Source organism: Spirochaetota bacterium (assembly GCA_034190085.1).
Classification (GTDB): domain Bacteria; phylum Spirochaetota; class UBA4802; order UBA4802; family JAFGDQ01; genus JAXHTS01.
In genome coordinates this window covers 72809-85944 of sequence record JAXHTS010000064.1, presented here as the reverse complement: position 1 = coordinate 85944, position 13136 = coordinate 72809, and the positions used below count along the sequence as shown (strand labels likewise).

Here is a 13136-nt window from a genome sequence, read left to right as displayed (position 1 = left end):
AGGACTATGTTATTTTTCTATCATCATGGTCGTTATACTTCAAGATTATCCTCATAAAGGGAAGCCGTAATTTTATCTACACAGTTTGACAATAGAATGATTCAAGGTTGAAACATTAAATACTGTCTAATTTAATTGAGAGAGGATTGCCATTGCTTTTTTTTTATATTTACCTGTATTGTCCTCATTTATCACTGTCTGTAGATATTCTCTGCATTTCTCTATCTCATTTAGTTGATAATATGTTATAGCACTATTTAAGAGAGCAGCCAACTTGATATAATTTAGGTGTGAAAGGTCAATCCCCTTAATAGATGAAAATTGAGAAATAGCTTCTTGATAATTTCCCATTAGAAAATGATTTTTCCCAATATAGTAATTAGCGATTCCCCTTAATACTTCATTGGAGGAATTGGTATTTATGCATTCCTGAAAGCTTTCTATGGATAATTCATTTAATCTATCCTTGTATGCAACGAAGCTAGCGTATAATAAGTTTTTATTCTTAATTAACCTATCCTTCAGTATTTCGTCCCAAAAGGATCTGTTCTCTTCAACAAGAGCGAATACCTTGTCTTCTGTGTAGGCCTCAGTCCATGGGAGGAGCAAAAACAATATCGTTACAAACATAAAATATTGTATTCTTTTATTCATATTCATAATTAACCCCTTGCTTTCACATAAACCAATACTTATCTTAGTGGTTTTTTCGGTTATTGTCAATTAGTTCGTTGAAAGGTTTAATAAAAAAATAATAGTATAGCTTTCATTCTAATTATAATGTTAATAAGAATATATATATACGCTTCAGAGTCAAACTTATGGTAGTGGGAATTGCATCACTTTATTTGCCTCTTCACAATTTTTTTAGTGGACTTCATTTTCCAAATTAACAATTTAATTATTATTCTTGACATAGATAGTGCTAATTGTAGGATGACATCCAAGTAATACTTCAATATTATTAAGCATTATGAATAAAAATTTTTGAAGGGAGAAGGGCAATGAAAATAGTTGTCTGTATAAAAGAAGTTCCAGATATGGAATCAAAATTTACGATTGTTGATGAGAGCAGGGTAGATGAATCCCAGATTGCTTTCAAGATGAATGATTTCGATGAGTATGCCGTAGAGGAAGCGCTGCAGATTAAAGAGAGACTAGATGGTGAGGTTATCATCGTATCTGCTGGCCCAGACAGAATAACCAAAGACATTAGACAGGCTTTTGCAATGGGAGCACAGTGGGGTATCCATGTCAATGATCCAGAGATAGATGCTGGGGATAGTTATGTGGTTGCTTCAGCACTCAATAAGGCTATCGAAAAGATTGGAGATGTGGATCTTGTATTAACTGGTGTTATGTCTGAGGATAATCAGTCAGCTTTAACAGGTGTTATGATGGCTGACATGATGAATATGCCTCATTGTACAAATGTTGTTAAGGTTGAGATTGGCTCTGATAATAAATCACTTACTGTAAACAGAGAACTTGAGGGTGGTTTAAATGAGGTTATTGAAATGAGTTTGCCAGCGGTACTTTCCATTCAGTCAGGTATCAATCAACCAAGATATCCAACACTACCTGGAATTATGAAGGCAAAGAAGAAGAAATTGGATGTTATGAATGCTGCAGATCTAGGAATTTCAGAGGTTGGAAAGGATGGATCAAAAACAGAATTTATTAAAATGTTCATCCCAGTATCAGAACATAAAGCAGAGATTATTGAAGGAGATGCGAAGACTGCTGCAGCAACATTGGTGAACAAATTAAGAAATGAAGCAAAGGTGATATAAGGGGGTAAAAATGGCTAGGATATTAGTTATAGCTGAGCATAGAGATGGAAAAATAAGCGATGGTACTTTAGAGCTTTGTAAGTTGGCAAAGGAAATTTCTTCAGGATTAGGAGCTTCTCCATCAGCAGCTGTTTTAGCAAAGGATGATGCTATCGCTAAGGAGTTGTCCAAGTATATACCTGAAGTTCTTTCTGCTGTAGATTTAAAGCTAGATGTATACACCGCTGATGGGTATACACAGGCAGTAAAATCGATAGCTGAAAGTCAGGATGTAAAGGGAGTACTCATCGCTCATAGTTATGATGGTGTAGATTTTGCTGCTAAGGTTGCTATGTCAATTGGAGCTGGTATTGTGTCAAATTGTAATAAAGCGGAGATTAGGGACGGTTCTGTTGTTTTTACAAGGAATATATTCAATGGAAAAATTCAGGAGGAGCGTTCTGTAAAGACCGATAAGTTTGTTGCTACCTTTGAAAAGGGGGCCTACGATAAAGAAGAAGCTGGGGCAGAAGGCACTATAACTTCAGTATCTGTTTCTATTGGAGAAATCAGAACTAAGGTTAAGGAAGTAATTGAGACGATGAAGGGGGCTGTGGACATATCTCAAGCGAAGATACTTATCGCTGGAGGAAGAGGCACCAAAGAGAAGGAAAAATTTGAGGATACAATTGTTAAGCTTGCAGAGAAGCTTGGTGGTGAATTTGCAGCATCAAGGGCTGTAGTTGATGCTGGTTGGACAGACACTGCTCGTCAGGTTGGTCAGTCTGGAAAAACCGTTGCTCCCCTTTTATATGTTGCGGCTGGAATATCTGGAGCGATTCAACATGTTGCAGGTATGAAAGGATCACAGTGTATAGTTGCAATTAATAAAGATGCTGAAGCTCCCATATTCAATGTCGCAACATATGGCATTGTGGGAGATCTTTTTGAGGTAATTCCCGCTCTTATGGAATCACTTGAGGCTTGAAAATAATTAAAGAGTCCTTAGCAAGAAATCAAATCAGGGGAGGGTGCATTAGTTCGCCCTCTCTTTTTTATTTATGAGTTCTAAATAATACACCTGTTAAAATTCTGAAATCGTAGAGGAAGCCTTCCCAATTATCATCAGCCGGAATATAATCATTAAAATACCTTTCCCCAATTCCGGATAAGAAGATATCAACAAATCTGAAGAAGCGAAATTTTATTTCGAGTCCTCCACCAATACCTATTTGTGTATAGCCTATATATTTTTTAATATCCACTGATCGTTGTTGATTTGAAGTATTATTATATAAGAATGATTCAGTAATGTAGGAGAAGTTAAGTCCAGTTAATAAATTTAATGTAATCATGCTGAACTGGAAAGAGGTTATTAGATATAAAGGAATGGTAAGCATATTATTTCTAGATTCAATATCATCGCTGTAATTGTCTTCTGTTGATTCATCATGATGACCATGGTTCGTCTCATGAATTGATAAAATGAATTGAGAAAACCATATACCAGAATGTATCCCAAATCTATTGCTTAGCATATTCTCAAAGATGAAACCACATCCAAATGCACCTTCTGATTCCCATTCCCCCCCACTTCCATATTCACGAGTTGTTTCATAATCTCCAAAAGAAATCCCAATACCCATAGATATTTTTGGAGTTGGATTATTATCAACCGAAGAGAAGAGCCGATAGTGCATCGAGAAAATGAAAACTAATAATAACACGAATGTAAGACATACTCTTTTAAATAAAATCATACACTTTTTATGAATTACTTTCATCTTTAAAAGGAAGGCTCATTGCGCAAATAAATAAAATGAATATTTTTGCTATTAAGGGGAAAAAAATTCCCTTGATATTGCATCTGTTGGCAATCGTTGTTTATTAAATGATAAGTCAGCCAACTTGAGCTTTTGTATTGTTATCTTCATTCATTATGCACGTCCCATTAAAGGAGGAGCCTTTCTCAATAAAAATATTTGGAGTGATTAAATCGCACCTTGTTTTACTGTTACTATAAAGCTCTATACTCTGAGTGGCTTTAATCCTACCATTTACTGTGCCATTAACCGATACCAAGCCTGCTTTTATGTCGGAATTAACAACTGCCTGCCGGCCAATGATTAGATGGCCATCGGTTTCAATTTTCCCTTCAAAAAAACCTTTTACCTTAAAGGAGTTTTTAAATGTAAGCTTTCCTCGAAACTCGATATCGTCTGCCATCACTGTGTCAATTTTATTTTCATCTTCAACAATTTCTTTTAAATCTGGCATTTCACCCTCGAATAAAAAATAGATAAGCTGTAAATAATTTAGAGGGACAATATAAAAATTGATATGAAACCCACTTATTAACTATCAATATAGCTGAATAAATAGATACATTTTGTGAATGTAGTTATTTAAGAATAAATGATATATAATAAATGTCAATTAAAAACATATGTAATAGTATAGCATTTTACTAATTATATAGTCCCTTGATCTCTGGTAGAGTACATTTGATTAATATTGATAACAATCCTCTACTGTCCTCTTAAATAATCGATATTACATTATAACCTTAAAAAAACAAAATTTTACTCTTGTTTCACTTAGTTATGTAACAATTAATTTTATAATATGCTATTAATACTTTTTTCTCATATGAAATAATTGTGTAATTCATAGTTAAAATAGAATTAAAGTCAATCCAATTTATTTTTCTTTATTTTAATAAACAAATGATGTATGATTATACAAAATTTCAACTTATGAGGATAATTTGGAGGATAATTTGGCTCAATTTATAGCGATTAATAAGGATGTTGAGGTTAATGGCGAAACTGTTCTATCTATAGTCGCTGGGATGGGGGTTATGCATGATTTAGCATTAAGTATTCTATTAAAAAATGGGATTGATAATCCAAAACAAGGAGAATGGTATTCACAACAAAATTGGTTAAATGCTTTTAAGCAAATATTAAAGGAAATTGGATTCAATACGCTGTTTTCGATTGGAAAGAAGATCCCAGAGAATGCCAATTTCCCACCCGAAATTAATAGTCTTGAAACAGCGTTGAAGGGAATAGATGTAGCTTATCATATGAATCATCGTCTCTTTGGTGAGCAGTTATTTGATCCTAATACAGGAAATATGAAAGAAGGCATTGGACACTACAATTATAAAAAAATAGATGAAACAAAGGCGATGATGGTATGTGATAATCCATATCCATGTGATTTTGATAGGGGGATTATTGAAGCGATGACCAAGAGATTTAAGCCACAGGGTTCTATTATTATAAGTGTTACACATGATGATTCTGCTCAATGTAGAAAGGAGGGAGCGAATTCCTGCACTTACATTGTAGATTGGTAAAATCTCCAAATGTACTTAATAAGATATAGATTGTCAGATTATGAATGTAACGGTTTAGATAACATTTGACACTTATTTCTCTCTAGGAGTAAGTGTCAAATTATGCAAAAGTTGATCAACGGTCGCTTTTGCGAAACACTATACTACATAGATTACTATAGTTGCTGCTATTATTCTGAGAAATTCTCATGTAAACTTATAGATTTGAGTAGTATTTTTAAAAGAGTAGCTGGAATAAGCTACTGACAATAGAAGCAAATGGGAGTGTAAGATTGGATGCTGTTAGTACAATCCTTTTTCAAGTATCTTCCTCCTAGACGCGCATGCGCTTCGACCGCTTAATAAAAATCATCTTTAATTCTTTTCTTTTTATTTCATAATTTATTACAATTATATGCTTTCGTAGAAATAACTTAAGTTTATACCATTAATAAACCATTTCTACTCCCTCACTTCTAGAGCAGTTACATTTTATAAATAGGAAGGACATCTCACATAATTCTAAATTTTATTAAATTTTATGAAAATTGATTCTAAATTGATTTTGAATTGATTTTAAATTGATTTTTATTTTGTATAGTGTCCATAGGTTTAGAGTTTTATTGGATATGGAAATTGTTGTAGATTAAACTTAATTAGCAGAAAATGATAATTTGTTGTTCATTCCTATTATAAACTAAGATGGAGTATCGGTTTCTTAGAGTTGTTTATGAGATATATGAGTGTATTGAATTAAAATAATAGCTTTTAAGTTCGAAGAGTACTATGTTATACCACTTAGGACGTAATAATAGCGAAAATTATAACTTATCGAGGTAAATGATGGTTGAGAATGATATTGAGATTATTGATAGGGTTTTGGATGGAGACATTGACTCCTTTTCTGAGATAATTAACAAGTATAATGGCAGGATTTTTCGATATGTTTATTCAAAGGCTGGAAATTATGATGATGCTCTTGATATCACTCAGGATGTCTTTGTCATTATATATGAAAAATTAAAAAATTTCAGAAGAGAATCAAAATTTTCAACCTGGATATATAGCATAATGATAAACTATTGTATGAATTATCTAAAAAGAAAGGAAAGATTTAGTTATTATTCGATTAACAGAGTAAATGATAATAATGAGTTTGAATTGCAATTTAGTGATGAGAAGCAAAATCCTGAAGAGGATGTCATTGAAAGTGACTCATTGAGAATAATGAAGGATGAACTCTGCAAATTACCGAATGATTATAGGGATATACTGATATTAAGGGATATCAATGGTTTATCCTATAATGAGATAGCTGATAAACTTGGGATCAATCTTTCAAATGTGAAGGTTAGAATACACAGGGGTAGGGGATTACTAAAAAAGAGATTAGTTGAGATGGATCTTATATGAATTTTATTATTTTGTAGCGTTTAAATATATCGAATTATTAAATTATATCGTTTCTCATTCGGATTGGAGTTGTATAATCTTCTGGTTTTGTAGAAATTTATAGATTCCTTCCTTCGCAGGAATGATATTTTGTTAAATGAAGCGAGAGACAATACCCAATATATTTAAAATAATCGTCTGCTATTAGATAGGATGTTGCTATGATTACCTGAGTCACTAGGCTCAATATGGAAAGGAAGAATTGACGCAGTCATATGAAGATTTCCGGTTACCCTGTGCATTTCAGCTCTAATTATGCAGGTACAAGAAGTCCTGCAACCTGGTCTGGGGGAACACACAGAGATGGTTATGCGCGAAACGGGATTCACTGATGATGAAGTTGAGAAACTTAAACAAGAGGGTGTTATTCGTTAGTCAAGATAGATATTGGTAAGTAATTTTTAATTTTTTTTACATTTCATTTGTTGATATTAATTGATGATGGAACCTGTGAGGATATCTTTCCTTTTGGGGATATTGTGATAATGTCAGTAATTTAGTGAATTTGGAAATGATTTAATTATTTAATCAATATCGGATTTTCTAATTTTGTTAATACTAATATTGTTAGAGTAACTGGATTATAATTTTTTGGACGTAGTTCAGTATTAAAAAAATTATTGACTAAAATTTTTACTTAATAAGTATATACTGACTGGTCGGTATATACTTATTGAGAAATGACAAAAAGAAAATCAGAAGAAATTAGAAGGAAGGAGATCCTTGGGGCAGCTTTACGCTGTTTTTCAAGTAGGGGTTATCATGAGACTACACTTGATGATATCTCTAGATGCTCTGGATTAACAAAGGGAGCTATATATTGGTATTTTAAAGGTAAAAGAGAGATTTTTTTAGATTTAATAGAGTTAGTTTTACGAGATGATAAGACATTATGGTCAGAGTCATTAGAGGAATACCAAATGGGGATGGAATTCATGGTTAATGCAGGGCTTCTGTATTTGGAACTTCATCTTGAAAGTAGGTGGATACGTCCGCTTTATGCAGAGTTGGTAGCTGAATCCTATAGGGATTGTAAAATGAGAAAAAAGATTAGCGAACTTTACGATGAAAGACGAGGTTTGATAAAGGAGGCTCTCGATCGTGCAATACATGAGGAAGAACATCGGGATTTTGATAATGAGAGTATATCATCAATCATGATTTCTACCATAGATGGACTTATGATTCAGTACTGGCTAAGTGATAAGAAGTTGGATTATCAAAGGGTATGGACCCAATTTGTAAATGCTTTATTTAAAGGAATTCAGGTGAATGAAGGGATTGAATAAGTAGGTTTATAATTTTGTATATAATATATAATATTATATTATTTCGATATTAAATAATATGATGGGGAGGTATATAAAATGGAATCAAGATTAGAACATGCTAGTTATCAATCTCAGAATAAGACTGTTGAAGACCTTGAGAAGAGTCGGGAATGGTGGTGGGTAGCTGAGAAGAAGAGGTCTAAAAGGCTCGACTATTTGAGGAAAGCGGTTTGGAAAAAGGGTAAAAAGGGTGGAATGTATGAACCAGGCGTAAAAGTTGATCTAGAGAGACCACTTCTATTTACAGAGGCTTGGAAGGAGAACGAGAATGATCCAATTATGATGAAGAGGGCAAAATCCGTTGCGCATATATTAGATAATATTACTATACATATAACGGATTATGCTCAGATTGTGGGCTATCTTGGGAGTCTTCCCAATACACTCATGTGGTACGTTGATAGGGCAAGCTTTCTAAATGAGGAGATATACAATGACCCAATGGTTATACCAGAGCCTCAGGAGGAATCTCTAAAGACTATGGCGGAGATCAATAATTACTGGGGTACAAGGGATAACATTGGCAAGGTGTTCAGGGAGTTGTCAAGTGAAGAGGCAGTAAAGGTGATGAGTACAGTCTTAATGTGGGGTATCCCTTCTGGCGGCAGCTTCGGTTATGCTGGGAAAGACTATGAGTACTTTATGACAGGTCAACGAGGATTTGAGGATATCATAGATGAGATACAGGAGAGGATTGATGATGCAGAGGAAACAATAGACGGCAATCCAGGGCCGGATATCCTTCCGCTCTATGACAGGCTAGCCAATTGGGAGGCTATGCAGATTATACTTGAGGCCTGCATCAGGATGGCAAAGAGATATTCCAGATTAGCGCGAATAGTCGCTGAGAACTTCGAATCTGATCCAAAACGAAAAGATGAACTCTTGCGCCTTTCCGAGTCCTGTAATAGGGTTCCTGCAAAACCTCCAAGGAGTTTTCAGGAATCGCTTCAATATGATCATTTCATTCAGGTCTGGTCACGATATGAGGATGGAGAGGGCGCGTGGCCATGTCGTCCTGATTACTATCATTGGCCATATTATAATAAGGATGTAAATATAGAAGGGAACATTACGCGTGACGAGGCGATCGATTTTATTGGGGAGTTCATGATCCGTTCCGCTGAGTTGGCAGGTTATATGCCAAGGATCGGGGCTGAGGCTCTTCAGGGCATACAGGCCACCTGGGTGTGGACTCTTGGTGGAGTAAACCAGGACGGCACTGATGCATGCAATGATCTTACTATTGCATTTATGCAGACCGCAAGATTGGTGCGTGTGGCAAATCCTACCTTTGGATTCAGATGGCATCCGAAGGTACAGGATGAGGTTTGGAGAGAGGTCTTTGAGTGCATCAGACACGGATTGGGTTATCCCAGCATACGGAACGATCCTGTTTTGATCGCTAATGGCATGCATTGGCATGGTCATCCCTTAGAGGAGATGAGGACATGGGTACATCAGGCCTGCATGTCGCCTTGCCCCACAACAAAGCATGGCGCTCAACCAGCTCGCATGGCTTCAGCGACGTTGAATACCTCCAAGATGGTTGAGTATGCATTGCATAATGGGTATGATAATTGCATCAAGATGCAGATGGGACCCAAGACTGGCGATGCTAGGACCTTTACAGACTTTGAAGAGCTATTCCAGGCATGGGTGAAGCAGATGGAGTGGTTGATGAATTTTGGCACAAGAATAGTAAACCGCGGTAGGGTGAAGAGTCCGGAGTTTTACGGTCGTCCCTTCCTCTCTGCTATTTCCGAGAGGTCTGTTGAGAGCGGTCTAGATGCGGTTGACCCGTCGCTTGAGAGGGGCAATGCATGGGTTACATTCTTTACATGGGTGGAGAATGCTGATAGTCTAGCTGCTGTAAAAAAATTGGTCTTCGATGAGAAGCGATACACCATGACGGAGTTGATTGACGCTCTTGAGAGCAATTGGGAAGGGAAGGAGCAGATGCGCATTGATTTTGTCAAGAATGGGCCTAAGTGGGGGAATGATGATGATTATGTGGATGATATTATGGTGCGCTGTTTGAGGGAGGTTGCGAGGCATTCACATGAGATAAGGTGTCCATCGGGCAACACATGGCCTGCATTGCCTGAGAATGTGAGCGGTAATATACATTTTTCCAATATGGTGCACGCGCTGCCTAATGGCAGGAAATTAGGAGATGCGCTATATGATGGCGGCATATCGCCTGGTCCTGGATTGGACAAGAAGGGGCCCACAGCGGTATTAAAGTCATGCGGAAAGATAGATCATGTAAGCGACGGAAGGGCGTTTTTGTTGAATCAGCGACTTTCACCGACCCAGCTTTCTGGCGAAAAGGGCTATCAATTGTGGAAATCATATATGAAAACCTGGTCGGATTTAGGACTTGATCATGTACAGTTCAATATGGTAGATGATGCCACTCTACGTGCAGCGCAGAAGGATCCTGAACAGTATCAGGAGGTTATTGTCCGAGTGGCTGGTTATAGCGCGCATTTTGTGGATATAAGCCGCAAGACGCAGGATAATATTATACAGAGAACAATACAAGGATTGGGTTAATGTTCTATTTTTAGGGTGTTTTGTTTAGGGAGACTATTATTATATAATGAAAAAAATATTAATAATTAGGAGGAAGAATAAATGTCATCAGAAGCTGAAAAAAATAGTGTAGCAATATCGAAAAAGAGTATTCAAGAGCTTGAGCAGGATAAGGAGTGGTGGTGGGTCGCTGAAAAAAAGCGATCTCCAAGACTCGATTATCTAAGAAAGGGGGTATGGAAGAAGGGAAGAAAGGGCGGAATGTATGAACCTGGCGTGAAGGTCGATCTTGAGAGGCCGCAATTATTTACAGAGGCTTGGGAACAGAATGAGAACGATTCACTTTCGATGAGAAGAGCGAAGTCATTTGCGCATGTTCTTGATAACATCACAATCTTTATTACAGATCAGGCACAGATTATGGGGTATCTTGGTAGCCTTCCAAATACTCTTAATTGGAATTGTGAATTGGCAAGCTTTTTAAATGAAGAGATATATAACGATCCGATTGTAATCCCCGAACCTCAGGAGGAGTCGTTAAAGACCATTGCTGAGATTAATAACTATTGGGGATCAAGAGATAGTCTTGGTAAGGTTTTTAGGGAGTTTTCCAGCGAAGAGGCTGTGAAGATGATGAGTACAGTGCTTATGTGGGGTGTTCCTATTGGAGGCAGTTTTGGATATGCTGGTAAAGATTATGAATACCTGATGACTGGCAAAAGGGGATTTGAGGACATCATTGATGAGATACAGGAAAGAATAGACGAGGCAGAGGAGAAGATAGATGGCAATCCGGGGCCGGATATTCTCCCACTCTATGACAGGCTATCGAATTGGGAGGCCATGCAGATTGGGCTTGAGGCATGCATAAGATATGCGAAGAGGTATTCCAGGCTTGCCCGAATAATAGCAGAAAATTATGAATCTGATCCAAAGCGAAAGGAAGAACTGCTCAAGATTACTGAGTGCTGTGAGAGGGTGCCAGGGAAGCCTGCGAACACATTTCAGGAATCGCTGCAGTATGATCACTTTATTCAAGTATGGAGTAGATTCGAGGATGCAGAGGGTGCGTGGCCGGCTCGTCCTGATTACTACCATTGGCGATGCTATGATCGTGATGTTAATGTTGAGAAGAATATTACGAAGGATGAGGCAATCGATTTAGTTGGCGAGTTTTTGATTCGAAGCTATGAATTGGCGGGCTATATGCCAAATTTCGCTGCTGAGGCTCTTCAGGGTATACAGGCCACCTGGGTATGGACCCTTGGTGGAGTAAACCAGGATGGCACTGACGCATGCAATGATCTCACCATTGCCTTTATGCAAGCAGCAAGATTGGTGCGCGTGGCAAATCCTACCTTTGGATTCAGATGGCATCCAAAGGTGAAGGATGAGGTATGGCGAGAGGTATTTGAATGCATACGTCATGGATTGGGTTATCCCAGCATACGGAATGATCCTGTTTTGATTGCAAACGGCATGCATTGGCATGGCCATCCCTTAGAGGAGATGAGGACATGGGTGCACCAGGCCTGCATGTCTCCTTGCCCCACGACAAAGCACGGCTCTCAGCCATGTCGAATGGCCTCAACAACTCTGAATTGCTCCAAGATGGTTGAATATGCCCTGCATAATGGATTCGATAATTGCATCAAGATGCAGATGGGTCCTAAGACTGGTGATGCGCGTAAGTTTAAAGATTTTGAAGAGCTTTTCGAGGCATGGGTAAAGCAGATGGAGTGGATAACGAATTTTGCAACGAGAGTAATCAATCGGGCAAGATATAAGAGTCCTTCAAATTTTACTCGTCCATTTTTATCTGGAATTTCTGAGAAGTCGGTGGAAACCGGTTTAGATGCCTTAGAGCCCTCTTTAGAGCGAGGGAATGCCTGGATAACATTCTTTACCTGGACTGAAAATGCTGATAGTTTAGCAGCGGTAAAGAAATTGGTTTTTGATGAGAAGAAATACACTATGGATGAGCTTATCACTGCCCTTGAGACTAACTGGGAGGGCAAAGAGGATATGAGGTTGAACTTTGTAAAGCATGGGCCGAAGTGGGGCAATGATGATGATTATGTGGATAATATAATGGTGCGTTGTTTAAAAGAGGTTGCGAGGCACTCACATGAGATAAGGTGTCCCTCCGGCAACACATGGCCTGCATTGCCTGAGAATGTGAGTGGTAATATCCATTTTTCTACTATGGTTCACGCGCTTCCCAATGGCAGGAAGCTGGGTGATGCGCTATACGATGGGGGCATATCACCAGGTCCAGGATTGGACAAGAAGGGCCCAACAGCGGTATTGAAGTCATGCGGGAAGATAGATCATATAAGCGACGGAAGGGCGTTTCTGTTGAATCAAAGGTTATCTCCGACTCAGCTTTCAGGAGAGAAGGGCTATCAGTTATGGAAGTCATACATGAGTAGCTGGGCTGATCTCGGGATAGATCATGTACAATTTAATATGGTTGACGATGCCACCCTTCGTGCAGCGCAGAAGGACCCTGAGCAGTATCAAGAGGTTATTGTTCGTGTGGCCGGTTACAGCGCGCATTTTGTGGATATAAGCCGCAAGACGCAGGATAATATTATACAGAGAACAATACAAGGATTGGGCTAATGATTTTTTTTAGGGGATTTTATTTAGGGAGTCTGTCAATATAGGATGATTTGAATATTAATGAATATTAGGAGG

Annotated in this window: 10 protein-coding genes; 7 read left to right on the top strand and 3 right to left on the bottom strand. The window is 37.8% G+C overall.

The window, feature by feature from the left end; translation table 11 throughout:
- Positions 1–126: 126 nt before the first annotated feature.
- Entirely contained in the window at positions 127–660 is a 534-nt protein-coding gene (locus tag SVZ03_12625; GenBank protein ID MDY6935051.1) for a tetratricopeptide repeat protein, read from the bottom strand.
- Between the two features lie 344 nt (positions 661–1004).
- Between SVZ03_12625 and SVZ03_12620 the strand changes: the two genes are divergently transcribed.
- Both SVZ03_12620 and SVZ03_12615 read left to right on the top strand, forming a co-directional pair.
- A complete protein-coding gene (locus tag SVZ03_12620) occupies positions 1005–1793 on the top strand; it encodes an electron transfer flavoprotein subunit beta/FixA family protein (protein ID MDY6935050.1) in 789 nt (262 codons plus the stop codon).
- Between the two features lie 10 nt (positions 1794–1803).
- A complete protein-coding gene (locus SVZ03_12615) occupies positions 1804–2760 on the top strand; it encodes an electron transfer flavoprotein subunit alpha/FixB family protein (GenBank protein ID MDY6935049.1) in 957 nt (318 codons plus the stop codon).
- Between the two features lie 67 nt (positions 2761–2827).
- Here SVZ03_12615 and SVZ03_12610 read toward each other — a convergent pair whose 3' ends face one another.
- A complete protein-coding gene (locus SVZ03_12610; protein ID MDY6935048.1) occupies positions 2828–3499 on the bottom strand; it encodes an outer membrane beta-barrel protein in 672 nt (223 codons plus the stop codon).
- Positions 3500–3671: 172 nt separating this feature from the next.
- Complete coding sequence (locus SVZ03_12605) at positions 3672–4049, bottom strand: polymer-forming cytoskeletal protein (GenBank protein ID MDY6935047.1); 378 nt, start codon at positions 4047–4049, stop codon at positions 3672–3674.
- A 502-nt stretch (positions 4050–4551) separates the two neighbouring features.
- Here SVZ03_12605 and SVZ03_12600 point away from each other — a divergent pair.
- The 5 genes from SVZ03_12600 (at position 4552) to SVZ03_12580 (ending at position 13061) form a co-directional block, all read left to right on the top strand.
- Positions 4552–5136, top strand: coding sequence for a hypothetical protein (locus SVZ03_12600; GenBank protein ID MDY6935046.1), 585 nt, complete (start codon positions 4552–4554; stop codon positions 5134–5136).
- Between the two features lie 819 nt (positions 5137–5955).
- A complete protein-coding gene (locus tag SVZ03_12595) occupies positions 5956–6528 on the top strand; it encodes an RNA polymerase sigma factor (protein MDY6935045.1) in 573 nt (190 codons plus the stop codon).
- A 719-nt stretch (positions 6529–7247) separates the two neighbouring features.
- Positions 7248–7856 (top strand): TetR/AcrR family transcriptional regulator, encoded by a 609-nt coding sequence (locus SVZ03_12590; protein MDY6935044.1) that lies wholly within the window; start codon positions 7248–7250, stop codon positions 7854–7856.
- A gap of 78 nt (positions 7857–7934) precedes the next feature.
- A complete protein-coding gene (locus SVZ03_12585) occupies positions 7935–10457 on the top strand; it encodes a pyruvate formate lyase family protein (GenBank protein MDY6935043.1) in 2523 nt (840 codons plus the stop codon).
- An 81-nt stretch (positions 10458–10538) separates the two neighbouring features.
- Positions 10539–13061 carry a pyruvate formate lyase family protein gene (locus SVZ03_12580; GenBank protein ID MDY6935042.1) on the top strand — a complete coding sequence of 841 codons (2523 nt, stop codon included), beginning with the start codon at positions 10539–10541 and terminating at the stop codon, positions 13059–13061.
- Positions 13062–13136 lie beyond the last annotated feature (75 nt).